The organism is Microvirga alba (genome assembly GCF_015694465.1).
Lineage (GTDB): Bacteria > Pseudomonadota > Alphaproteobacteria > Rhizobiales > Beijerinckiaceae > Microvirga > Microvirga alba.
This window is the reverse complement of record NZ_JADQDO010000006.1, coordinates 187,475-212,098: the sequence shown is the minus strand read 5'-3', so window position 1 is coordinate 212,098 and position 24,624 is coordinate 187,475. Positions and strand designations below refer to the sequence as shown.

Below are 24,624 nucleotides of genomic sequence, written 5' to 3'. Positions count from 1 at the left end.
AGGCACCGGCGTGGCCTCTTCGGTTGGGCACCATGAGCCGGCTCATGTGTCCTCCTCGTCGCGGAGCGCATTCCCCCCTTGCAGAATAAGGGGATTGTGGGGCACAGAGAGGAGAACGAAGGAGCCGGGCCGCCTCTATGAAGAACGTGCGTGAGTTCATTTGGCCTGTGATCGGGCTTGTGGCGGTCGTTGTGTCCGGTTGGCTTCTCTATCGCGAGCTTCGCGGCCTCTCCCTCGACGATGTCTGGGAGAGCCTGAACGCTGTGCCGGGCAAGCGTTATGCCCTGGCTGGCCTTTCCACCCTCGTCGCGTATGCGGCCTTGGCTTGGTACGACCGGATCGCGCTTCTGCATCTGGGCGTGCGCCATATCTCCTGGCTTTTCGTCTCGACGACGTCGTTCACGACCTATGCGCTGTCCCACAATATCGGCGCCTCGGTGTTCTCCGGCGCAGTTGTCCGCTATCGGGCCTATACCTCGAAGGGTTTGAGCGCGGCGCAGATCGCTGTGCTGGTTGCCCTTTGCTCGTTCACCTTCGGTCTTGGCACCATCCTGCTCGGCGGCATCGTGCTGACGGTCGATCCGACACTTTTGTCCCGTCTCGAAGATCTTCTCCCATCCGCGCTGACGAACCCCGCCACCGCCCGGATCATTGGAATCCTGCTTCTCGGCTTCGTCGTGCTTTATGCGGCCGGCTCGATCCTGCATCTGCCGCCTCTCGTGATCCGCAAGGCCAAGCTTGAATATCCCCGCCCGGCGATCATGTGGCGGCAGTTGGTAGCCGCACCTCTCGAATTGCTGGGAGCCGCCGGAATCATCTATTTCGTGCTCCCGGCGCATCTCGAGCCCAGCTTCATGGTGGTTCTCGCGGTCTTCCTGGCCTCCTTCTCGGCCGCCCTCGTCAGCCACGCGCCGGGTGGGCTCGGCGTCTTCGAACTCGTGTTCCTGACCGCGATGCCGGGTATTCCGAAGGCGGACGTTTTGGCCGCGCTGATCGTCTTCCGCCTGTTCTATCTCCTGATCCCGTTCGCCTTGTCGATTGTGGTCGTGCTGCTGTTCGAGCGCGCGCGGTTGGCTCAGGCCTTGCGGCTTCGGATCGGGACAGGGGATGGTCCGCCTGCTCCGCCAAGAGCCTGAGCGCCACCATGACGGTCTTCTGGAGAAGGCTGCGGTTCGGTCTCTCGACGATATTCGGCTTCAAAGCCCTCGGCTTCTTCATCCCCTATCGCTACGCACAGAGCGTGGAAGCACGCGACTATCCGGCGCTACGCCCGCTATTCGAGACCTCGCGCCCGGATTTCATCGAGATCCTCGAGGCTATCGAAGGCTGCGCCGGGGACCTTCGGCGCATCGCGGAGGGCAGGGGGCTGGCACGTTTCGATCAGGATTGGTTTCCGCGCCTCGATGCGGCTGCGGCCTATGCCATCGTGCGACGGGAAAGGCCGGCGCGCATTGTCGAGATCGGATCCGGCCATTCGACGCGATTCATGGCCCAAGCCGTCAGGGACGGAAACCTCGCCACCCGCATCACCTGCATCGACCCTGCCCCCCGCGCCGCTCTGGCACGGCTCGAGGTGGACCATTTGCCGATCCTTTTGAAGGATGCAAACCCGGGCGTGTTTGCGGCGCTAGGGCGGGGAGATATCCTTTTCATCGATTCCAGCCACATCGCCATGCCCGGCACCGACGTGGACCATCTCTTTCTGGATGTATTGCCGCGCCTTGCGAGCGGTGCCCTGGTCCATATCCACGACATCACCCTCCCGGACGCCTATCCGGAAGTGTGGGCGTGGCGGTCCTATAACGAGCAGATCCCGGTTGGGACGCTCATGCAGGGCGGGGGGTATGAGCTTGTCTTCGCGAGCCATTTCGTCGCGAGGGAGGTCCTCCCGAATGGAGCAGGCGGCATCCTCGGCGAATTGCCGCTGTCCGGCGGCGCGTTCGAGACCAGCCTCTGGCTCAGGAAGTGCTGACGAGTCGATTTAGGAGACGATGGGACGTTTCTGCCCCGGTTCCGGCACCACGATGCCGGCCTCCATGTACTCATTCAGCTTGTTGCGCAGGGTGCGGATTGAGATCCCCAGAATTTTTGCGGCATGGGTCCGGTTGCCGACGCAGTAATCCAGCGTGTCGAGAATGAGATGCCGCTCCACGTCGGCCACGGTCTGGCCGATCAGAATCCGCCTCGCGGTGGCGTTGATCGGGCCGACAACGGAATGATTGAGGGTCGAAGGCGCTGAATGGGACTGTTCCGACAAGTCGCAATCTCTCGGCAAGGGTTGGGCGCGCCCGGATGGGATGCTGAGGGATTTATGTCCAGGTTATGGTTAGGGAACCCTTAACGAGCCTCAAAGCCTTGCCGCGCAATGGCCGTCAAAACGAAGAAGGCGCCGCCTGATCGGCAGCGCCTCAATTCTGGAGGTCATTGAGAACGGTTACTGGCGATATTGCTGAATGCGCGTGGTGCGCAGACCGGCCAAGCCATGCTGGTCGATGGACAGTTGCCAGCTCAGGAATTCTTCGGTGGTCAGCGTATAGCGCTGACATGCCTCCTCGAGGCTCAAAAGGCCGCCGCGGACAGCGGCGACGACCTCGGCCTTGCGGCGGATGACCCATCGACGAGTAGAAGACGGGGGAAGATCAGCAATCGTCAAGGGACTGCCGTCGGGCCCAATGACATACTTGACCCTTGGGCGGTGGGGTTCGGTCATGATACGCTCACACAAAAATTCAACGACCTCGTTAAGCTCGAAACTACGTCATGGGGCTTAATGTTTTCCTAAGCGCAAAAGGGGCGATGACTGATCTGCCCCGATTTAGCCTTAATGGTTAAGGCCCTCTTATTTCGCCTCGTGTGCTCTGGAACATTGAAACCGCAATCGCTATAGAAGACCTTTGGCCCCTCCCGTGCGCCGCCTTGAACGGCGCCTCTGGACGGAACGATGCTCAACTCACTTGATCTTCCCAAAGACCCCTCAAAGACCCGCGTCGTCGTCGCGATGTCGGGCGGCGTGGATTCCTCCGTCGTCGCAGCCCTTCTCAAGCGCGAAGGCTATGACGTGCTCGGCATTACGCTCCAGCTTTACGATCACGGCGCGGCCGCGCATCGTAAAGGGGCCTGCTGCGCGGGACAGGACATCTACGATGCCCGCCGCGTCGCCGAAGCTATCGGCATCCCCCATTACGTGCTCGATTATGAAGCCCGCTTCCGCGAGGCGGTGATCGACCGTTTCACCCAGAGCTATCTGGCCGGGGAAACCCCGATCCCCTGCGTCGAATGCAATCGTTCGATCAAGTTCCGCGATCTCCTGGAGACCGCGAAGGAACTCGGCGCGGATGTGCTGGCGACCGGCCATTATGTGGCAAGCCGGGCTCTCCCCGATGGACGCCGCGCGCTTCACCGGGCCGCCGATCCGGACCGGGACCAGAGCTATTTCCTCTATGCGACGACCCCCGAGCAGCTGAGCCTGCTGCGCTTCCCGCTCGGCGAGCTGCCGAAGGACGACACCCGCGCGCTCGCCCGCGAATTCGGCCTGACCGTGGCCGAGAAGGCCGACAGCCAGGACATCTGCTTCGTCACCCAGGGGCGCTACAGCGACATCATCGAGCGTTTGAAGCCCGGCGCGGTCCATGGGGGCGAGATCGTCCACGTGGATGGGCGCGTGCTGGGACGCCATGAAGGCATCATTCACTACACGGTCGGGCAGAGGCGGGGACTTGGCCTCTCCACGGGCGAGCCGCTCTACGTGGTGCGTCTCGAAGCCAAGGAGGCGCGCGTCGTCGTCGGTCCGCGCGAGGCTCTGGCGACCCGCCTGATCCGCATTACCGATGTGAACTGGCTTGGCGACACACCGCTCGAAAGCCTCGGCGAGGCGGGCGCAGAGGTGGCCGTGCGCGTTCGTTCGACCCGTGAACCCCGCCCAGCGATCCTGCGCTTCGGCGGCGGCGGCGTGACGGTCGAATTGCTGGCGGCGGAAGACGGGGTGTCTCCCGGTCAAGCTTGTGTCATCTATGAGAGCGATACTCCCCGGGCCCGCGTGCTCGGCGGGGGCACCATTGCTCGTACAGCAGCCGAAGCCGCACCCGCCGCGGCCTGAGGCTTCACCTAGGGAAACTGCATGACGGACGGACCGACCACGGCCCCGATGCGTAAGGCTTACGCGCGTTGGGCCCCGATCTATGACCTGGTCTACGACAAGCTGACCGAGCCCGCCGCCCGCGCCGCCGTGGCTGCCGCCGTGGCCTGTGGCCCGCGCGTGCTGGAAGCGGGCGTCGGCACCGGTCTGTCTCTCGGCTACTATCCGAAAACTGCCGAGGTTTACGGCGTGGACCTGTCCGAAGACATGCTGCGCCGGGCGCAGGAGAAGGTCGAAAAGCGCGGCTTGACCCATGTGAAGAGCCTGCAGGTGATGGACGTAACCCACCTCTCTTTCCCGGATGAGATGTTCGATGCGGTCACGGCGCAATTCATCATCACCCTGGTGCCAAACCCTGAAGCGGCGCTTTCCGAATTCGCCCGCGTGCTGAAGCCCGGCGGCGAAATCGTGCTCGCCAACCATTTTGGCCAGCCCACCGGCCCGATCGCCGCGCTCGAGGAAATTGCATCTCCCGTGGCAAAGGCCATCGGGTGGAGCTCGGCGTTCAAGGCGTCCCGGGTCGAGGCTTGGGCGCGCAGCACGGGGCGCATGGAAGTTGTCGAGTTGAAATCACTTTTCCCAGCCGGTTTCTTTAAGCTGATGCGGATCCGAAAGCGCGCCTGAAACGTGTAGCCAAGTCGATCGAAAACGGGGGGGCGTTAGATCACGCCCCGTTATATCTTGTAATTATTTTATTTGAGTCTATATTAGTTATTCGACATTTGGCCTGATCCCTGTGCGCCTTCGGTTGTATTGACGAGCGCGAGTTCAGTCTTCTTCCCAAAATCGAAAGATCCAAAGGGACGCGTTTGTGCGCTCTTGCGCCTCACGTGATGAAAGATTGAACGATGCTCCAAGGAACCGTGAAATTCTACAACGACCACAAGGGATACGGATTCATCCAGCCTGAGAATGGCGGCAAGGACGTCTTCGTCCATGCAACGGCGCTCGAACGCGCCGGGATGCGCGGCCTCGTCGAAGGCCAGAAGGTCGCTTTCGACATTGAAACCGACCCTCGTTCCGGAAAACAGTCGGCCGGAAATCTCCAGACTGCTTAATCAAGCGAAGCGTGCATTGATGCACCTCGCTTCGCGGAGGCGATCTCAGCCTCCCCTAAAAAGAAGAATACAGACAAAATGCGCTTTCATTTCATTCCCAAACCCGTTCGAGCGGAAAACGCAGCGGCAGGCTTCACCCTGGACCGTGTATGGACCCGCGACGATGGGCACAATCGAGATATCAGCAATCTTCTCGACCAGACATACATGTATCAATCGGCGCGGGAGCTTCAGTGGCATCTTGCCGACCGATTTGGCATCTGCGCTCAGACAGTTGAGCTGACTTTCGACGCCTGAGCCCTATTTCTTAAAGGGCAAGCGTCGGTCGCTTATATCGAAGGTCATTCACATGCGTATCTTCATGTTCGTTTCGCAGACCAAAGACGACCTTCATGCCTTCGCGGGCGACGAGTCCGGTAGCAAGCTTCCGGCCAAATACGGCCCTTGGGGCCTGACCGGAACGCTTCACTCCCGCGAAGCACCTCCGCATAAGTTCGCCCGCCGGGTCATCGAGCAGTCGATCGCATCAGAAGGGTTCCAGCTCTGGCGGACGAAGCCGAAGGGCTGAAACCTTTGCATCGTGCTCTCCCTGCTTTGCGCTGGCGGCGACGCGAGCCCTAAGGTCAAGCATGGGCCAGGTCACACTGGCCCATGTCACGATAGATCTCACGATAAATCCGCAGCTTGGCTGCGGGTCGTCCTTGACACCGGGGCCCAACCTTTTCTATATCGCCCTTGCCTGACGCGGGGTTCGCCCCGTTCCCTGGGGCGGAGTAGCTCAGTTGGTCAGAGCAGAGGAATCATAATCCTTGTGTCGGGAGTTCAAATCTCTCCTCCGCTACCATAAGCTCTTGAAATCAAAGAGCTCTTTTCTTTTCTTTTGGAACCTTAGCCACGGCTGTAGAGTTAGCTCAGTGCTAGCTCACCCGCCAAAAAGCCCAATAGAATCAAGGCCCCTGGTTGGTGCTGCGCTGGGCTCCTAGCGCAGTTCTAGCGCACCTTTTGCACCAAAGTAACCAAGTAGGGCGCGAGCATGGGCTCCTCTCCGTCCAAAGAACGCTATCAACTGTTCCAGCGCACCGGCAGCGCCAAATGGCAGATGCGCTTCAGCATCAAGGGCCAGGGGCAGATCAAGCGCTCACTGGAGACCAGCGACCGAATCGAAGCAGAACGGAAAGCCGAGGAAATTTGGTTCGAGGCGAACTACCGTGCTCGTCAGGGTCTCACCGCCAAGGCTCGAACCTTCGAGCAGGTGGCTGAGGATTTTATCGCGCACATTCAGCGCGAGGTGGAGAGGGGAGAGCGTCGTGCGGACCAGGGCAAGTCAGAACCTGCAATCATCCGGCGCTATTTCATCGGCTATTTTGGGCCGCGTCCTATCGATGGAATCACAGACTCGGACCTGGAGCGCTATGCGGAGTGGCGACGAACCTACTGGACCGAAGGGCCAGGCAAGGACATTGCCTATATCCATTATGAGCGTGGTGGCAGGCGGCTTCGGCGGCCCGTCAAACGGGCCGCACCCACACTGAGCCGTCAGCGCGGAGAGGCTGTGCTTCTGCGTGCTCTGTTCCGGCAAGCCATGAGGTGGGGATACATCAAGACCCCTCCAACGATCTCGCTCCGGGTCAAGCGCGCTCCGGACAATCGGCGTCCCAGCTTTGAGCCACATGAGTTCGAGAAACTGATCGAGACGAGCCTCAGCCGATTGGGCGATCCGATTATGATCGACCAGCCTCGTCGCATCCGCGCCAAGGATCGGCGGATCTGGACCCTCAAGAAGCTGGATGAGCATACCCGCCGTGATCGCACCATCCTGCACGCCTACATCATGATCGCTGCTTTCTCAGGCTTTCGCCCCACCGAGATGCGCAACCTCAATTGGGGTGATGTGCTCGGGTATCGGGAGGGCATGGGTAAACCGCTTGCGGAGCGTGATCTGAGGCTCAGGGCTCGTGGCAAGGGCAAAAGTGGCACTGCTATCCCCCAACTTGGTGCCCTCCCGTGGTTCGACGTGCTCTGGATGCTGTTCGAACAAGCTTGTGGACGGGAGCCCAATGATGACGATCCAGTATTCTCCAGTGCGCGGGGTGAACGAATTGGCTCTATTGCACGAGGTCTGACCGAGTTGTTGCGAGCTTGCGGACTTGAGCGTGATCATCGGGGCGTCAAGCGAACACCATACTCGCTCAGACACTTCTATATCAGTCAGCAACTCGCTCACGGTGCTGAGGTGTTGGATGTGGCCCGAAATACGCGAACCTCCCTCGCAATGATCGATAAGCATTACGGGCAGGTGAATTTAGAACGAATAGTAGACCGCCTGAGGCCGCAGTGGACCCGTGAATAATTGCTCGTAGGCTATCCATAGACATGAAGCGGTGATCCACACTACGGAGCAGGTTAAATATGGGTCCAGCGGCTTGATCTTGACACTTCAAACTGCAGACTTGATGACCTTTGTGAGATTGCTGCTGTCGGTCTTGGGCTGATTCTCCCTACATAGAATGCGCTAAAGGTTTTGGGTCCGGCCCAACCAATACGGAGCTGCCATGTCTGCGATGCTGAAACCTTGGTGTCTAAAAGGCTGCGTAATTCAGCTTCAATAAGTAATTGGGTGTACACGTGCTTCCGCGAATTAGCGTAATGCAAGTTGGTGACGTGCATCTTCCCGGAAACGCACAGCATCGGCATAATCTCGACGATAAAGACAAGAGGTTCCCAGTAGAACTGAAAGGAATATTATCTTCGAGTCCCATAAAGATCGTCTTCAAGCAAATTTATTCATTTATATCAAAGCAAGATGTATCTGCCATGTTATTCATGGGAGACCTTACTGATATAGGCGGACTCGGTGGATATAGATCTTGCGCAAATTATATCGCAAGGTCGCTCCAGCTCGGGTCTGGGAATGTTCACTCCAGCCTCCCAGTTGGAATCATTCCAGGGAACCACGATATAAACCGTGATTTGGCTAAGCTGCCAGGCTTAACAAGAAAGTTTCAGCCGCTCACTGATGCCTTGCAAGCTGTCGGATTGCCTGCCCTTCCAGTCTCCAAGCCCTTGTGGCTCAGGTTGCAGGAAGGAGCGGCACAGGCGCAAATTGCATTGCTGAACAGCTGCTGGGGGTGCGGAGCCAGGGAGTTCATCCCCGAAGAATTTCGTGATGATGTCGAGGCGGCAATCGACAATGCTATCAAGCGGGGCAATGCGGAGCGCGCCACGCGGGCTTACTATGACCGACAGTTCGACACACCTGCGTTCAACGAAGACTCAATCCGCGAATTCGTACAGGGAGCAAATGGCATTGCACGGACAGGCCTGTTGATAGCCTGCGCTCACCATAATCTCCTTCCGCAGCGGCAACCCCGCCTTGCCCCATACACTGAGGTTGTGAACTCCGGTGCGGTGCGAGGAACCCTAAAGGAACTCGGGCGTCCGATCCTTTACTTGCACGGGCACATTCATGAGGATCCTATCGAGATTCTTCATTCTCCCGGGGGTGACCCTCTAGTGTGCATTTCAGCCCCTGAGGCAAGTGCTGGTTTCAACGTTCTAGAAATTGTGTTTACCCGTGCTGGGCTGCCGTTAAGCTGCCATATTCACAAGTGGCGCTTTGATCAATCTGGTGTCTTTCGCTCGACTGGAACTGAGGTCGTTTCGCTCTTAGGCCAGCGGAGGAGAGCCTATGATAAGTCGCTTTCACGGCTTTATGCACATCTGCTGACGGAGGGCGAAAGCTATTGGTCTGATCTGCTTCAAGCGTCCCACGGAATATTTGCGACCGATGCGGAGGAGTCGCTTGAAGAGAGCCTTGAGGTACTCTGGGCTGATGCGAGGATACGCATAGACAATTATGACCTTCCGCCAGAAAACTGGATCGTAGGGGCGCGACTCTAATGGTTAATCGGCTCAATCCATTCCGCCCGACACGCTGGGAGCATCAGCGGGAGGACTTCCGGCTGATTTGGTTCACAAAAACTGCAGAACAGCTGGATTCGGAAAAATCCATCTATGTTAGAGGAAGCAGGGGGAGTGGAAAGACCACACTTCTGAAGAGCATTTGCTGGGAGGATCTTACTAACAATGTCTCTCTGAAGATGCAAAGAACCCTAGCCGATTTTAGTCACATAGGTATCTATGTCCGCTTTCCCGATCATCTGAGTTCGTCTCTATCATCGCGAGCGTGGAAAGCAGCATTCGACAAGCCTGAAGTCGCCGATTGGGAGTTCCACAAGTATTTCTCTTTAATCGTCGAAATCACCTGCATCGAAAGGATGTTGCATGCATGTCATCAGCTCCGCCTTTCCCGCAATATCTCTCAGAGTCCTGCCCATGAACTCCGCTTCGTTGACGATGTGCTCGAAGAATTTCCCGCATTATCGATCTTCGTTGGTGTCAGACCCAAGACGTTTCTCGAATTGTCGAGACTGTTAAGGTCTATCGCGCGTGCGATGAATGAGGCCGCTGGGAGAGGAACATTCCGAGAGTTGCAGGCTCAATTGCCTGCTCGTGAGCCTGGGGAATTACTTGCTTATGCAAGTGAGCGCCTCGCTAACGGGATTAGGCTAGTTAACCCCCGGGGGGAGCGTCAGCCAGGATTTCGCTTTTGTCTCGATGACTGCGAGGTTCTAGATCCACTGCAACAAAAAAGCATCAATACGCTTGTTCGTATTAGTCGCTTCCCGATTTCATGGGTGGTGAGCTACGTTGGCGCATTCTTCGAGAGTACTGAGACATTCATCGACCAACAACCGCTAACCGAAGCGGATAGGAAAGTGATTTCGCTCGACTCACGAAACGAGGACGATTTTCGCGAGCTTTGCCAGGCGGTTGTTAGTTTGCGGCTGCTGTTCTCAGTTTCTGAGAACGTGCGGAACACGAACAAGAGCGACAATATCTCGGATTTCTTCCCGCTGCCAGTGAGGTTAGGGCGCAGGGATGTCAATGATATGGCAGCTGTCATGCTGCAACGCTCGACAAGCCCGATCGCGGATGAGCTAGTCCGCGCCGCGTCGACGCTTAAAGATAAGTTGATCGAGATAAGTAAACGGCATCGGACACGGTTGACGAAAGAAGGCACTGCGCTTCCGATATACGAATCTTATCTATTGCTACTTTGGCAAGGTCGCGAGGATGCATTCAAAACGAGCTTCTCGCCGGATGACGAGAAAAAGCTTCTAGAACTTGCACCGCGACTAGTTGAACCGGCATTTGAGGCATGGTTGCGCCGAAAGCAGCGCGGTGCGTTATTGCAACTTGCTGCAGTGCTCGGTTTCAGAAGGTTACCTCTCGGAGGAGCCAATGTCGCGACCTCATTAGCTGATGGTTCAATTCGCGACTTCCTGGAGATCCTTGGCGAGATTTACGAGTCTTACACACGGCGACAAAAGCTTGATAAAAGCGACCAGGGAAGCCTGGATCGCTTCGCGACATCGCGAACTCAGATTGGGTGGGACATTCAAGCGGATGGAATTGCATCCGCGAGCTCGTCATACCACTCGTCCGTAAGTTCTCGGGCAGAGCTGGACTCTGACATTGTTATGCGTCTGCTGGACGGTCTGGGATACTATACATCCATCCTACAATCAGCGCCTGACGACCCAGCTGTGCTGGGACGTGCAGAGCGTGGTGTATTCACTGTGCGTTTCAGCCGTCCTGAGATCATCTCGCCTGGCGATGTGACTTCAGATAGAGAGCGAGCAGTGTGGCGGGCAATTCGTCAAGCGGAAATCGCCGGATATTTGAGAACGATAGAGGTCAAATTTCACGACGGCACCGATGCTCAAGAGCCAGAAGACCAGCGTGGGAGAACAATTACCTTTCGACTTCATCGCCGGTTTTCTCCGCATTACCGGTTCTCGTTTCGAGGAGCGTACGAACAGGTTGTTGTAACTCCAAAGGAGCTCTGGCCGCTATGTGACCGGCAGGCGCCAGCTGACGCACGAGCATGGGCAGAAGCTATGGCAACAAGATCTGTAGTAGGGAACGGCTCGCAGCTGCCCTTACCGTTAGGTGGAGACCAGGATGATGAGTGAGGTCTACGCGGCAGGCTCGATCTCTCTAAGGCAGTCCCTCGGCCTTTCCAGAATAGAACTTAGCCGTGAGTATGACGTAGTCCTCGCAGGGTTAAGTTGGGAAAAGCGGGCTAGCACGGCGTTGTCAGCCGTCGCTCAGCGCGTTGGTCCTCTTAAGTTGCTAAAGTTTCGGTCCGTCGATCAAGAGGCCGAAGATAAGAAAAACGCCACTCTAGAGACATTTCGTGCTTTGGATTGGGATTTGGAAGTGCTCGATTTCGAGCGTTCGACAGATTTCGGAGCTAATGCGGATCGTTTCGAGCGCCTCTTGAGAGATCTGTATGTCCAGAAGGGTAGGCCACTCAAAATATTGGTAGATGTCACTTGTCTTCCCAAGTCATACATCCTTTTTCTATTCGGTTGTGGGTTCAAGCGAGACTATGTTTCTCGTTTAGACTGTGTGTATGCGGAGGGTGCGTACTCTCTTCATGAAGATCATGCGAGCGCAAAGTCACCTGAGCAGCCAGGTACCGCAAGTGGCATTATCTCTGAGGGTGAGTGGCAGTCACTGCAGGTACCGTATTTGGAAGCAGAAAGTGCCATGCCAATGTATCGTGATTTAATCGTCGCGATGGGCGGTGAGGTTGGGCTTTCAGTGCCTTTGATTGAGAAATACGAGCCGCGGCGACTCGGCTTGATCCTGATTCAAGAAAGCTTAGTGCAGGAGCCGGATAAACTTGTGCCCAGCGAGCGCGCAGCACTTCTGAGCCTCCTTTCAGAGTCAAACGTTCAGCGATCTAATGTGCCACTCTGCGATGTGTTGAGTTTGACCAAGTTCGCCATTGAGTTCTGCAGGTCGTCGAGTTCCGACAATGTCACAGGACTCGCGATTGGCTCGAAGCCACATGCACTTGCACTCGCCCTCGCGGCTCTAAGCGAAGACAAGATGGAAGTAATATGTCGTGTGCCGACACGCTATAGGCAGCTAGATGTAGCACCAACAGGAACCATCTGCCTCTACGAACTCGATGATCGATTTGAACCTACGTCATATTTCTGAAATTCAGTGCATTGCTGCTGACCTTGCGACAGTGATCGATCTAAGGAGCTCAACCGCAGCTCGCACCATTTCATGTCGATGTAGCGCTGAGTGGTTGCGAGGTGTCGGCGCCCAGTAAGCAGCATGATCGCTTTGGGTGATATGCCCGCGTGCGCCAGCTTGGTAATGAACCAGCGTCGCGCTATGGCTTGTCCCTCCATCTAAGCTCGCCTGGGCGTACTACTGTCCCATGCGCTGGCGTTGAATGACGCACGGTTTTAGGCCATCAGCACTGGCCAGTTTTGGTTCAGAGCAGTTGTTGAACACCCACGGTGCTGAATATAATCCGGCTCAACAAACGGGGGGGCATGATGGCGTTCTGGTGGGTCAACCACAGTCAAACGTACCGGCAGGAGATCGAGGGGAGATACATCTGGTCACCTAAGACCAAGGGCAATGGAGGCCCCAATCGGTCCTACGACAATCTACGGCTCCTCGTGCCTGGCGATCTCGTCTTCTCATATGCCGGCGGACAGATCCGACAGCTTGGTATCATCACCCACCGAGCTGTTTCCAGCCCAAAGCCGCCCGAGCTTGGATCGGCTGGTACACACTTGGCACAGGATGGCTGGATGGTGCCGGTTGAGTGGTACGCTTTACCTCAGCCGCTGAGACCCAAGGAGTTCATCAGCGAGATAAGACCCCACCTTCCCAAGAAGTATGCCCCATTGAACGAGGAGGGGAATGGTTATCAGCATGTCTACCTCGCTGCTGTGCCTGACGGTATGGCAGAGGTGCTGTTAGCCCGGCTGAGCGCGTTACCGCAGGAGGTCAATGCTGAAAGCCGAGTGGCCGAAGCTTACCGTCAGTTGGGCTACAATGTTCATCAAGAGGTGCTGTTCGGCCCGCTCAGAGTTGATCTTGTCATCGAACGCCGCGGCCAGCGCACACCGGTCGAGGTGCTCAGCTCCGGCAAACCCCTTCAAGCCGACCGGTTGCAGCGAGAGATAGTGCGCCTATCCACCCTTCGTGGTGCCGATCTCTGGAGCGGCACGCCGATCATCATCGTCGCGTCGGACATGACGCCAGAGACGCAGCATTGGTCGCAGCATCAAACCGAGGTGAGCATCCGGACCCTCGCGGATCTCGAGGCTGAGGTCGGCGCTCTCGCCCAGCGCGCGCCGACGGCGAGCGTTCGTGAAGAAGCGCCCGCGGAGATCGAGGCTCGTCGCGCAGCCGAACGCCGCGATACGCGGGCCGCTCTGATCAAGGAGCTCAAGGATCACGAGTCAGGCGCGGTCGCACTCTCGCCCACTGAATTCGAACGTCTATGCATGCGGACGTTTATCTTTCTGTTTGATCCGAATCTTTTCGGCTTCGAGCGGCAGGCCGAGACTAGCGACGGTGGGAACCGCTACGACTTCATCTGCCGTATCGCCCCCGGCAGGCCTTTCTGGGACAGCCTCCGCGCTGACTTCCGGACCAAGGCGTTGCTCTTCGAATGCAAGAACTATCAGGATCCCATCACTGCCGATCAGATCTACTCCACCGAGCGTTACCTTTTTGCCGGGGCTCTGCGGACGGTGTGCTTCCTAATCGCCCCCAAGGGTGGGGATGCAGGATGCTTGCGGGCCGCTCAAGGGGCGATGCGCGAGAGCGGCAAGCTGATCCTAGTGCTTTCCAACCTAGACCTCGTTGAGCTACTCGAAATTGGCGAGGATAGCGACAGCGCCGAGAACTTCCTCGACGAGAGGATCTGGCGTTTCATCATCAGCTTGCCGCGCTAGGCGAAAGATTCTGCTTCTAGAGCTCTCCATGACGGAGATCGAAGGTCTGCTTCCGGGAATTGCCAGTCGCCCCGGCAATGACCGACATGGACGCGAAGCGGACCCTCCGATTGAGACATTTGCCTCATTCATTCATCTTCGTCGACAATCCACGAAGAGGATTGAGAACTTTCGGCGTTATAGGATCTCAACCGCCGAGCGCATCATTTCATCATTTACGTCGATGTAGCGCTGCGTTGTTGAAAGATGCTTGTGACCAGCAAGAAGCATGATTGCCTTTGACGATATGCCCGCGTGCGCCAGCTTGGTAATAAACCAGCGTCGTCCGCTGTGGCTTGTCCCTCCATCTAAGCCCGCCTGCGCGTACCACTGTCCGATGAGCTGACAAAGTGTGTTGGCGCTGAATGATGTACGCTTTTGGGTGACCAGCACTGGCTGGGTGGGTTGCGGTGGTCGCTTTAGCGTGCTCCGAAATTGTTCTATCTCTCGCTGTAGTCGGGAGTTCATGAATACCACTCGTGCGTGCCCTCCCTTGGTGACAGCTGCATTGAGCCGCAGCTGTTCACGGACGTGACCTTCTCTGTCCAGGAGATCATCCCACTTCAGAGTAGCGATCTCACCAACGCGCAAGCCAGCAAAGTAGCTGAGCATGAGAGCAAGCCGATTACGTGCTCCATGCCGTCCTTGACTTACTACAGCAGTAAGACGCTTGAATTCCGCCTCGGTAAGTACGCGCGCCTGCTTCATCTAAACCTCATGCTCTATAGCTGCTAGCGACAAAGCATGATGTTTCCAGAATTTGAAAAGGGCAATGGTTTCTCAGAAGCCATGACTCATAAGCATTTGTGAGTTTAACCTAAAAAACTGTAGTTTTTATGAGGTTCGGACGGCTATTATCGATTGGCTGATACCCATATCAGCTTAACAGCTGATCAAATCTGTGGTTTCGTTTGGAATAATTTTGTTATTTTCCCCGAGGCGGCCCTTCATCGACGTGATCGGTAGCTGCTTTCTTCGGAATCGTGGCCGATCCTTGTTTTCTGGAGATTTCGGGAAAGTGAGTGGATCTCAAAGCTAGGCTGGTTGTTATTAAGGGAAGACCGACGATACGGGATCGCATATGGCGCGTCGCAAACCCTATCCTTCAGCGCTTGATCCGGTGATCGAAGAAGCGCGTAGAAACCGAAATCTGTTGCGGGGCCTGCCGCGGGTTGATCGGCTTAATTCTCTCTATGTCTTTGCGCTGCATCAATGGCCATTGATGGCTGAATGGAGAGAGGGCGGGAAGGCGTTCCCGATCGGGAAGGTGCCTTTGACAAGGGATGAACTCATCCTTTTTGCGTTGGCTCTTCGGGACTTTGACATGAATAAAGTACGGGAAAGAATCGCTGAAAACCGCATGCATCTGACAGAAGCTGAGAGAGACTATCACTCCCGACGTCGCCAAGCGCAAGCGCAGGAGGTCGCCGCATCCTGGAGTTCGCGGGATGCGCAGCGCGCGCTTGGGCTAGATGAGGAAACGTGTCAATTCATCTCTCACATATGGGCGACACGAACTGCACGTGCTCTGTATAACTTACTTCAGGAGATGCACGACCGAAGTGCAGAGTTCCTGCACCCCGCCAGCGGCCCCTTCTCTATATGGGTCAAACGCGAGAATGGGCCGGCGCGTAGGGCCCTGAGAATAGAAGAGGCACGTTCTCACTGGCTTAAGAGGCGGAGAGCACTTCAAACGGCTCTTTTGGCAGCCATACGACTGCAAAGGGCGATCCAATCCTTGCCCGTCGGTGTTCGCGAGATATTATTTGATTACTTCGGCGCGAGCGCGCTCGGAAAGAAGCTGACGAGATCGCTCCATACGACGCATGCCGCAAAGATCCTAACGGCCTGCATCATTGCGGCTGAACGTCTCAACGCCGGACCATCGCGCTTCGTCGCTGATGACCGCCTCCGCAAGGACATTCTTGCTGCCATTTGAGAACAGCGCTTGTGTCGGTTTTAGGGGCAGCTTTTAATCACAATTTGCATAATCTATTGATAGAATAGGAGTTTTTATGAAATTTCGTCCGTGCTCGCAAGGCGGGGCGCGATTACGTTCCGGATGATCGAGCAAAGGAGCCTGCTGATCATATGACCGGAATCAATGGAATAATTCGCAACGATGCACTGCCCAATCGAAGCCATCGAGGCAGTTGGACGAAATGCTTCTCTTGTAACTGTGTGGAGCCTTGTGAGACGGCTGCCCAGAAAGCTAGGATTGGTATCGATCCCATCAGCATCGTTCAATACAATCACAATACTTCGCCGTTGAGCTATCAGGGGCAGTGGCCGAAATTCGAGGTCTTGCGCCTTGAGCACACCATCGGCATCCTGTTTCGCGTGCCTTCGATGGGTCCAGTTGACCAGTTTGGCTTATGTAATCACTCGCTTGACCGCTGGCTCGTCGGGACGAAGGACGGCATCTGTCAATTCTCCGAAAATCCCGTCGATCTCCGAGACGCACTTCCGATCCCAGAATACGTCATGAAATACGTCGTGTTATTGGCCGTCGGTCAAGGGCATCTCCCGAACGACTAAGGTTAGGCGAGCTAGCCATCATCCATCCGCAGAATCTGAACTAGGTGATCTGCTTCCTCTCCCCGGAGGCAGATTGCCGTAAATAATTGCTGTTGTTGTTTGAGGTTATCATGGGAAATTTAGATCATTTTCGTGCCCAGCTAATTACGAAGTGTTTTGAACCGCACGAGCGTAAGCAGATTCGCTGGCTATCTCCGGGAATGCAGATGCAGCGTGAGCGCGTAATGCAAGCGCTTACAAAGCAGCACTCTCTCTACGACCGTATGGAAGCATGCGGTACGATGGATGAAAATCACAATAACATGCGCTTATGCGGCGTGCCTCTGTGCCCGCGCTGCTTCATGCGCCGACGCGGCAAAGAAACGGGGCTAGCGCTTAAAAAGACCTTTGTTGGCATCCCCAATGAGCGGCTGGCGTTCCTAACTCTGCTTTTGCCAGTTCAGACAGATCTCGATGAGGTTGAGCCGAGCCAACGGAAGGCCAAGAACAGGCTGCGCAACATCATCGCGTACCAACGTGATCGCGATGTGCGCTGGAATGATGTGCAATTCACTGGTTGGTGGGAGATGGCACGGCTCTCAGCATCAGACTTCGACGAGCAAGGCAGAAACACACGGATTGCTCTTGAGGCTTTGGACTTCCCTGTGCTCGTAGCAAAAGCGGACACTACCGTTTGGCGCCCGCATCTCCACGCGATTGTTGGACTTGGGGATGTCACTTGTGAGGAATTTGCCCAAGCTCTTCGCGGTAAAGGCTTCAACAAGCCGTATCAGGTTGACGCTCGGCCATTCCATGCGAACCGTCCTGTTCACGCGAACATTAAGAGCGTGGTCCGATACGCGCTGAAATTTCGCATTGAGCACGACACGCTGACAGTGGATGGGATCGCCTACGACAAAGAGGCGGATCAGAGAACAGGGCGCGATTGGTGGAGTGATAAAGACATCACTGCATATGCGAAATGGCTCATGAGGGGGAGGAGCGGTTTTGAGAGCCTACGTGTTGTCATAGGTCCGAAGTAGAAGTCTCTTCGTATGTTTAATTGCGACAGCACACAATGTGTAGCTGCGCATACCAACAATATTCATGATGTTTCTATACATGATACGAACTGGCTCATTACGACGGCTCGTCGCAAATGTGGCGTCACTGACAAAGATAGCGAGGTTAGAACCGCACTCTCGTTCACGCGGCGAGTTCATGGTTACGACAATCTTAGGTTGAAAAACCAGAAAGTGGCTGTAGCTTCCCGGCATAGAGACCACACTGGCTATGCCAAGGGAGAGAATATGTCTGTCCTAAAATCGCTTAAGCTGTCGGATGCAAAGCCTGCCGCACAATCGAAGACACCTGCTGAGCGTGCGCGAGAAAAGCTCATCGGGAATCTCGCGTTGCAAAAGGACCTCGCTAAAGCCACGATCGAGGGAAGAGTCTTCGTGCCGCCAAAGCGCTGGGTGTCCCGCACAAACGAGGACGGGGTACGTGTGCGGGTGGAGACGCCCCGGCGCGTGCGAAAATGCTGGTTTGAAGACGGAAACCGAACGACACATTTCGTGATGCAATACGGTGGTCGGCCACTGGAAATCGCGAAGGGTAAGACGGCCATTGAGGTCGGTCCGCTTGCTAATCTCCCGACGCTTATCGACGGCCTCATCGAAGCGGTTCGTGCTGGAGAGTTCGACACAGCCTTGTCCAATGCTGCCGCCGAGCGGGGTCGTCTTCTGAACCGCAACGGAAGGCCAAAGGCGAATTGATTTCGCGCTAAGCGGGTTCGGCTCTTTGGCCGCGAATGATCGATGGAGCCGCGCAGAAGAGTGGAAATGCCCGCATTTCCCTGGCGGTAGGTAGCCCTGAGTGGAGATAATTGCCCAGCTTGGTCTCGACTGCCGGTCGAAACCAGAAATTGAGAGAAGAGGACATCGTGCGTGAACCGCAAAGCAATTCGGGATCGTAATTTTTGCATCCTTGGCTACATTGAGATGATATCGGACGGACGGCAAAGGGCGCTGGATGCTAATCTTAGGACACCGGGCTACTTTGATCCCCGACGCGATATCACCACAGCGAATAATCGCACAGGGAAACGTACTATCGGCTCTTGTCTACGGCGCGGACTGAGGGTGATCGGAAGTTGATAGATGCTTCAGGTATATAAGAGCTTCTTAGGAGCTTCTTGCCTCTACGAGGGAGTACAAGGATATACCCTTATGCAAGTCGGATTATGGGTGCGGCAACCGACGCAGCGTGAATTTGTCTGCCCTCAGAAAGCGGTTCTCGCTAAGAAGAGCTTTGGCGGAAAGAGCCAATCATTAGGGAATTGAATTAGAGGCAATGTTCGCGTCACCCTTGGTCGCAGGTGATCTCCGTGTCTTATAAAATTTAGTGCCCGAAAGGCATTTTCCTGTTGTGAGCGCCCGAATTCAGAAGATCGCATGGACTGGGATGCTGTTCTTGGTATTGGACAAGCTCAAACAATAATGTGTTTCCTTTACGAAAAGTGCAGACTGTCGATAAGTTTCCAATTGTAGTACCATTGTAATGCTATAACATCATAATTTAGTTAAATGGGGTAATTAAAATTGAGATTATGCCTTAATTCTCCCATCCTTCGCCAATTTTACTACTAATTTGCTTATTTTAGCTCAAAAAAAGTCTAGCGTACCAACGCGCAACTTAAACCTGCGACGGACTTTTTTTATCTCCTAATATTTCATGAGGCACATACCTCAAAAGGGCATTCGTCTAAAGCTTAGAAGTTATTGACGTACGATACATCAGAAAATAATACTCTATTTCAGCTTAAATATTAACCGAAATGGGAGGGAATTTCTATGGTATCTCCAAATCGGAGGCAGGTAATTGCCGGATTGAGTGCAGTAGCCCTTGGTGGGCTCACCAAGGGAGCGAGTGCAGAAGACCTTCCTGCCGCTCTTGCAGATCTTCATGCGCAATATTATAATTTTCTTAAGGCGCTTATATCGTCTCCAAACATCCAGAATCCGCTCATCGTATTGAACAATACAATTACTCCTTTTGATGCGGATGTCCAAACACCATATTTTAATCAAGAGCTATTTCGGTTGTACTCAGACCAAACCTATTCCAGTCCATACACATCATTCATAAAGCCAGGGGCAATGAACCACTCTGGACGCTTCTCAACATTATACAAGGATGCGATTTCGATCGCCGCCTCTCAAGTAGATCAAAACCATCCAGAGATTGCACAGGTTGTGACGGACCTCCAGGGTCGGCGAGATGATGCACAGCGGGCCTTTAGTGCAAAGGACAATCAATTCAATGACCAGTGGGCAGCGGTGGCAAAAGATCGGGGCCTTCAGGCCGGTACCCGTGAGTATGCTCTGAATTACCTAAAATGGCTTGAGGACGTCCGATACGCTGATCAGATGGCCGATTACTCAACGGCACTTGATCGTCTGAATGCCCAGATAGCAGCCGTTCGGCGCTCGAAATATACGCCTTCAGAATTAGCGTTGTTAGACAACCTTGATGCGCTTCAGTCCTCTTTTGACATAGCACGGCCGCGTTATGCTCAAACTGAGATTGATATGGCCGCAAGCGGAGAGCGGTTGACCGATTTAAGGCTTGCAGATCCTCATCAAACTCCCGGTGCGTTGTTTGATCGTTCTCCGTTGATACTCCCGATGGCTGACTTCAGACTCTTCCTTACAAACCAAGGAGGACATGACTTTGACTCTAGAACAGAGTCCAAGCAAATCGGTTCAGGGTCTTCGAGCTGGAACGCGTCCGGCGGAGCTAGCTTCTTTGGTTGGAGCCTCGGCGGTGGCGGGTCTGGAAGCTCTTCCTCCAGGAATGAAATGCGGTCGCTGAAGGGCATGAAGATCTCTTTCAAAAATATCTCTGAAATTTACATTGATAGAGGGCAATGGTTTAATCCTGGCGTGCTGCAAGACGACAAGGTGTTTAAGCTTGTTGAAAATCTCAAACAGCTCCAATATCTAAAATATGTTGCTGTTTCCCTTTTCGTTGGACGTGGCCTAAATTTGAATTTGGAGCTGCAGAATAGCGCTGCAAACAGCGATTGGTCGACGCAGTCAATCAATGCTCGTGGCGGTGCATCTCTATTTGGCTTCTCGTTCGGAGGTGGCGGAGGGTCCTCGCGAACAAGTCAAAACTTCACTTCTAATGCGAATGGCACAACCGTGACATTTGAGGACGGTGATCAGGTAATCCGCGTGCTAGGGGCCCGTGTCGAGCCATTCCTGCATGTGCCGGAAACGCCCCAAGCGTTGGCCGATCTTGGCAAACTTCGGAGTTCTGTAGACGACCTTAAGGCTGGCAAGATCACCTACATCGACTTCCAGAAACAGCGCTTGCGGGCGCAGGTGCGATAGCAGATGTGGCGCGTGGTTTTCATCACTGCGGTTGCGCTTCTTGTAAGCAGCGCAACGGCTATAGGTAAGACTCGGCTCTATCCAGTTTGCTTTTACAACAGCCCGAGACCAGATCGTTCCGAATTCAGTTCTCACTATGCACCCTCGTTAATTAGTGCTTTGAGGGCTGCGGCCTATCTTTCGGGCAAGGCTCAAGTCGTCACTTCGCCGGACGGCAGATGGTTGATCGCGGATACCACGAATGCGCAGAACGCTAGAATCGCCAGTATATGGCCTCGTGTGGCATGCATTGGGAATGCTACTAACTCTGATCGTGTTAGAACCGAGAAGGTTTGCATCGACTACGTCAGTAATTTCATCAGAAGCGGAAATTATGTAACTTTTAGTGAAAATAAGGTGTCAGGAACAACGCTCGTGAGCGAGCATGTTCTCGACAATTATTCTTTATATTGTAAGACAATAACAACTATTTCAGACCCATAAAGGTGTAGTTGATTGGGCAACATTGGCCGCGGTGTCTCGTTTTAGTTCCGCAACCTTATCCTGATAAAGCGTGCGATACCTGAGAACTCAGATGCGGTCTCTACTATTTATAGCTGCTTGTATCCCAGCTCTTCTCAATGCCTCGACGGCATGTGGAGCAGAGCCAGACAATAGCGTGGCTTCGGAACTGATAGTTGAAACCTTCCCGTCCGAGCACAGTCGCTACCAACTCTCTCAGGATTTCAAAACGCAGTTCCCGTCACTGTATTCAATCGTTGGCTTGAGCCGTAGATGGGATCCTGGAACAATTTTGAAGGCCTGTTTCTATGGGGGAAGTGAGGCGGTCAACAGGAGGATTTCAACTGTAGCTAAGCTTTGGCTGGATGGTGTTAATCTTAGTTTCGATTTCATAGACGATGACGGAAAGCTTAGGGACTGTAACGTTCCAGACGTGGAGAAAGAGAGCCAGATAAGAATTGGGTTTTCGTGTAGAGGCAGTTGGGCCCTTCTTGGAACGGAAGCAACAGATCCCACAATTGGTTCAGCTCCAACATGTGCTGCGCCCGCTCAGACTGTCAATTTATCGAAGGTTCAAGTTGCCAACGTAAATGAGTCTTCCTTCAATCGTGACGTATTACATGAACTTGGGCATGTGCTAGGATTTTATCATGAGCATATGCGATGTGATGCCGAGTATGACAGTGCTGAAATGGTCTCCTGGCTTAAGCAAAATCTTAATATGACCGAGGAAGAGATAGGTCGGCAGTTCTACCTTCCTTCTCAGGCGTCCGATCGATACGGTAGCGCAATAGCTATGTCTGATAAGATCGACACGAAATCCATCGAGTTTTATTCGATGCCTGCAATCTTCTTCAAGAGGCGTGAGGCGAGCCCATGCTATGTTTCTCCACTTCCAGTCACGTTATCTGACCAGGACAGAGCCGCTGCACAGAAAGCATACCCCTTTGATGCAGCACAGATTGTCGCACTAAGAGATGAACTAAAGCAGGGCCTTGAGGCGATACAGCTACAGATTACATCTTCCGTCGCTGCTATTGCGCTGGCGGACTCTATTTTCTCCGGAAGGCTTTCTGCAGAAATTCGCTCGGATGGAATGGCAGAAACACAGCAGCCGCAAGATTCGTCCACTAATCTGAAACTAGACGATGTGCGTGCAGTACAGAACCGAACGCTTGCAGATTTGCGCGCCGCTGAAGCCTTGCTCAAGACCCGCCTTGGAAGGTAGGTAGCGACCCGTGGTAACGGTCTCGCGGTTTAGGTCCTTGACCTACGGACCTGTAGCCGGTCACAACCTGAGAAGAGCTCGATTGCTAAGAGTCCGTCCCGAATGTCATGAACACCGGCCCAAGCGGCGGACGAGCAACATGACAGTATGCCGCATAGAGGAACGCGCGACCTGGGTGAGCGTCGCCTCTGGATCGTTCCAGAGCCTGCGGTTACGGCATGATGCGAAGAACCGTTCCACGATCCGCGGCGAGGATGCCGCAAAGCCGACTTGATCAGGTGGCTTTCTGACAATCTCAATCGCGATGGAAGTTGCCTGGACCGGAGCCTCCCCGGCATAGCCGCTGTACGCGAACGCTGTGGCGATGAACGGGAACGAGCGCCGCGACAGGCGCAGAACCACACAGGCTCCGTCTCGGGCCGACCCGCTCGCGATCCACCATGACAAGCAGGTGGTTGATGATCTCAAAACAGACCGGTATCACGCCACACGCAGAACCAGCAGAAGACGGTGCTCTTGGCCGGTAGACTCGAAGGCAGAAACCGCCACGCAATCCCGCCAGAACGTAGAAGACGGCGTCCAGAATTTCACGGTCCGGCCAGCGGCTAGGCCGCCCTCGGGCGTGGGGTGATATTTAGCGTAGAGCTAGTGCAGTTTGGGAAACGTGCAATATTTACAGCAATTTAATAGTGCTTGGTTTCAAATCATAATCCTTGTGTCGGGAGTTCAAATCTCTCCTCCGCTACCATTTGCCCCCTGAGGTCGGCGCATCCCATTCGGGCGCGCGGGGCTAATCATCCGGCCATCGCGCTTGGCGCGGGCATGGATCGTAGGCTTTTCCTGTCCGAAAGCATGAAACCTAACAGTGCGAAGCGCGCAGTCGCGCGGCCACTTTGTCGGTGATCCGGCGTTTTCTTGCCTGAAATGGACCTTAGCCGACTTTGGCTGGCCCTTGGGGCGGCCCCGTCTATGAGGCAGATCCGGGTGTAGTGGCCGAGTGCCCCGCACCCTCTCCAGCGGCCAGCAGTGCTTCCAGGCCGTGGCGATAAGTGGGGAATTGAAGAACAACGCCCAGATCGCGCTTGATGCGCGTGTTGAGAACGCGCTTGTTGTCACCATAGAAGCTTTTCGCCATCGCGCCCAAGTTTGCGTCCGCAAAGGCTTCCTCGGGGGGCGGTGCGCGGCCAAGCAGCTTGGCCGCGTAGGTAATGACATCCTGCGGCGGCGCCGGCTCGTCATCCACAACGTTGTAAATTGTGTTCCGCGAAGGGGACCGGATGGACGACATGAGGACCTGAGCAACATCGGCGACGTGAATGCGATTGAAAAATTGCCCTGGCTTGATGATCCGTCGAGCATCTCCCTGAACGACGCGCGGCAGAGCGTTGCGCCCAGGCCCATAAATCCCCCCGAGGCGGAAGAGGTGGGTCGAACAATGCGATGTGCGGCCTAGATCAAGCCAGCGTCGCTCCGCAATGACACGAGAGCGGGAGCGGTCATTGACGGGATCCGGAGGCGTGTCCTCATTGACCCATCCGCCACCTGCATCGCCATAGACTCCGACGGTCGACAGATAGCCGACCCAACGCAGGCGAGAGGACGACGTGATGAGATCCGAGAATGTTTCCAACACAATGTCAGAACCGGCAACGGGAGGCACGGACACGAGCAGCGCGTCGGAGCGTGCAAGTTCATCCGCGATCCCGTCGTCGCCGCGTCCCGCATCAAACCGGTGCGCTTGAAAGCCCGCCGCTCTGAGCGCCTCTTGCTTTTCGGCGGAACGGACGGTGCCGCAAATCTCGGCGAAGTGGTCGCGATACGCCTCAACAAAATGACCGGCCGTGTAGCCGAGGCCAAATACAAACAGTTTCATGACATCACATGGGATGAGTGGCTCTCATCCCGC

At 55.1% G+C, this 24,624-nt stretch carries 21 protein-coding genes, 1 tRNA gene and 2 pseudogenes; 19 read left to right on the top strand and 5 right to left on the bottom strand.

All coding sequences use genetic code 11. The features are described from left to right. Positions 1-137: 137 nt before the first annotated feature. Both I2H38_RS13845 and I2H38_RS13840 read left to right on the top strand, forming a co-directional pair. Entirely contained in the window at positions 138-1,136 is a 999-nt protein-coding gene (locus tag I2H38_RS13845) for a lysylphosphatidylglycerol synthase domain-containing protein (protein ID WP_196272440.1), read from the top strand. Positions 1,137-1,144: 8 nt separating this feature from the next. After that, positions 1,145-1,972: a class I SAM-dependent methyltransferase gene (locus I2H38_RS13840; protein WP_196272439.1), complete on the top strand. Its 828-nt coding sequence runs from the start codon at positions 1,145-1,147 to the stop codon at positions 1,970-1,972. Between the two features lie 9 nt (positions 1,973-1,981). Here the strand turns inward: I2H38_RS13840 and I2H38_RS13835 are convergent. Both I2H38_RS13835 and sciP read right to left on the bottom strand, forming a co-directional pair. After that, positions 1,982-2,188: pseudogene (locus tag I2H38_RS13835) on the bottom strand (helix-turn-helix domain-containing protein); the annotation flags it as partial. Between the two features lie 246 nt (positions 2,189-2,434). Beyond that, complete coding sequence (sciP, locus tag I2H38_RS13830; RefSeq protein WP_114187418.1) at positions 2,435-2,710, bottom strand: CtrA inhibitor SciP; 276 nt, start codon at positions 2,708-2,710, stop codon at positions 2,435-2,437. Positions 2,711-2,941: 231 nt separating this feature from the next. On the opposite strand from sciP, the gene mnmA reads away from it, so the two are divergent. The 11 genes from mnmA (at position 2,942) to I2H38_RS13775 (ending at position 14,036) form a co-directional block, all read left to right on the top strand. Next, positions 2,942-4,096, top strand: coding sequence for a tRNA 2-thiouridine(34) synthase MnmA (gene mnmA, locus I2H38_RS13825; protein ID WP_196272438.1), 1,155 nt, complete (start codon positions 2,942-2,944; stop codon positions 4,094-4,096). A 21-nt stretch (positions 4,097-4,117) separates the two neighbouring features. Beyond that, positions 4,118-4,759 carry a class I SAM-dependent methyltransferase gene (locus I2H38_RS13820; RefSeq protein WP_196272437.1) on the top strand — a complete coding sequence of 214 codons (642 nt, stop codon included), beginning with the start codon at positions 4,118-4,120 and terminating at the stop codon, positions 4,757-4,759. Between the two features lie 224 nt (positions 4,760-4,983). Next, a complete protein-coding gene (locus I2H38_RS13815) occupies positions 4,984-5,193 on the top strand; it encodes a cold-shock protein (RefSeq protein ID WP_196272436.1) in 210 nt (69 codons plus the stop codon). A gap of 78 nt (positions 5,194-5,271) precedes the next feature. Beyond that, a complete protein-coding gene (locus I2H38_RS13810; RefSeq protein ID WP_196272508.1) occupies positions 5,272-5,490 on the top strand; it encodes a hypothetical protein in 219 nt (72 codons plus the stop codon). 52 nt (positions 5,491-5,542) lie between these two features. After that, on the top strand, positions 5,543-5,761 hold the full coding sequence (locus tag I2H38_RS13805) for a hypothetical protein (RefSeq protein WP_196272435.1): 219 nt from the start codon (positions 5,543-5,545) through the stop codon (positions 5,759-5,761). Between the two features lie 199 nt (positions 5,762-5,960). Continuing rightward, a tRNA-Met gene (locus I2H38_RS13800) sits at positions 5,961-6,037 on the top strand. Positions 6,038-6,226: 189 nt separating this feature from the next. Next, positions 6,227-7,543: a tyrosine-type recombinase/integrase gene (locus I2H38_RS13795; RefSeq protein ID WP_196272434.1), complete on the top strand. Its 1,317-nt coding sequence runs from the start codon at positions 6,227-6,229 to the stop codon at positions 7,541-7,543. A 296-nt stretch (positions 7,544-7,839) separates the two neighbouring features. After that, complete coding sequence (locus tag I2H38_RS13790; protein WP_196272433.1) at positions 7,840-9,093, top strand: metallophosphoesterase family protein; 1,254 nt, start codon at positions 7,840-7,842, stop codon at positions 9,091-9,093. Further along, complete coding sequence (locus I2H38_RS13785; RefSeq protein ID WP_196272432.1) at positions 9,093-11,231, top strand: ORC-CDC6 family AAA ATPase; 2,139 nt, start codon at positions 9,093-9,095, stop codon at positions 11,229-11,231. Before I2H38_RS13790 ends, I2H38_RS13785 begins: the two co-directional genes overlap by 1 nt. Next, complete coding sequence (locus I2H38_RS13780) at positions 11,224-12,270, top strand: hypothetical protein (RefSeq protein ID WP_210324803.1); 1,047 nt, start codon at positions 11,224-11,226, stop codon at positions 12,268-12,270. Before I2H38_RS13785 ends, I2H38_RS13780 begins: the two co-directional genes overlap by 8 nt. A 347-nt stretch (positions 12,271-12,617) precedes the next feature. Next, complete coding sequence (locus I2H38_RS13775; RefSeq protein ID WP_196272430.1) at positions 12,618-14,036, top strand: hypothetical protein; 1,419 nt, start codon at positions 12,618-12,620, stop codon at positions 14,034-14,036. A 177-nt stretch (positions 14,037-14,213) separates the two neighbouring features. On the opposite strand, the gene I2H38_RS13770 is transcribed toward I2H38_RS13775, so the two are convergent. Next, positions 14,214-14,783: a tyrosine-type recombinase/integrase gene (locus I2H38_RS13770; RefSeq protein ID WP_196272429.1), complete on the bottom strand. Its 570-nt coding sequence runs from the start codon at positions 14,781-14,783 to the stop codon at positions 14,214-14,216. Positions 14,784-15,156: 373 nt separating this feature from the next. Between I2H38_RS13770 and I2H38_RS13765 the strand changes: the two genes are divergently transcribed. From I2H38_RS13765 to I2H38_RS13740, 6 genes are all read left to right on the top strand, one after another. Further along, entirely contained in the window at positions 15,157-16,014 is an 858-nt protein-coding gene (locus I2H38_RS13765; protein ID WP_196272428.1) for a hypothetical protein, read from the top strand. A gap of 152 nt (positions 16,015-16,166) precedes the next feature. After that, positions 16,167-16,613, top strand: a complete 447-nt coding sequence (locus tag I2H38_RS13760) for a hypothetical protein (RefSeq protein ID WP_196272427.1) — start codon at positions 16,167-16,169, stop codon at positions 16,611-16,613. A 95-nt stretch (positions 16,614-16,708) separates the two neighbouring features. Then, positions 16,709-17,635 (top strand): hypothetical protein, encoded by a 927-nt coding sequence (locus I2H38_RS13755; RefSeq protein ID WP_196272426.1) that lies wholly within the window; start codon positions 16,709-16,711, stop codon positions 17,633-17,635. A 12-nt stretch (positions 17,636-17,647) separates the two neighbouring features. Further along, the gene (locus I2H38_RS21020) at positions 17,648-18,367 is read left to right on the top strand and encodes a DUF6641 family protein (protein ID WP_229426699.1); all 720 of its coding nucleotides are present in this window, start codon (positions 17,648-17,650) and stop codon (positions 18,365-18,367) included. Between the two features lie 1,113 nt (positions 18,368-19,480). Next, positions 19,481-20,989 carry a hypothetical protein gene (locus I2H38_RS13745; RefSeq protein ID WP_196272425.1) on the top strand — a complete coding sequence of 503 codons (1,509 nt, stop codon included), beginning with the start codon at positions 19,481-19,483 and terminating at the stop codon, positions 20,987-20,989. 658 nt (positions 20,990-21,647) lie between these two features. Continuing rightward, positions 21,648-22,718 (top strand): M12 family metallopeptidase, encoded by a 1,071-nt coding sequence (locus I2H38_RS13740; RefSeq protein ID WP_196272424.1) that lies wholly within the window; start codon positions 21,648-21,650, stop codon positions 22,716-22,718. Between the two features lie 105 nt (positions 22,719-22,823). Here the strand turns inward: I2H38_RS13740 and I2H38_RS21015 are convergent. Together I2H38_RS21015 and I2H38_RS13735 are read right to left on the bottom strand one after the other, a co-directional pair. Next, positions 22,824-23,346 (bottom strand): annotated as a pseudogene (locus I2H38_RS21015) (transposase); the annotation flags it as partial. A 339-nt stretch (positions 23,347-23,685) separates the two neighbouring features. Beyond that, positions 23,686-24,591: an SDR family oxidoreductase gene (locus tag I2H38_RS13735; protein ID WP_196272423.1), complete on the bottom strand. Its 906-nt coding sequence runs from the start codon at positions 24,589-24,591 to the stop codon at positions 23,686-23,688. Positions 24,592-24,624: the final 33 nt, after the last annotated feature.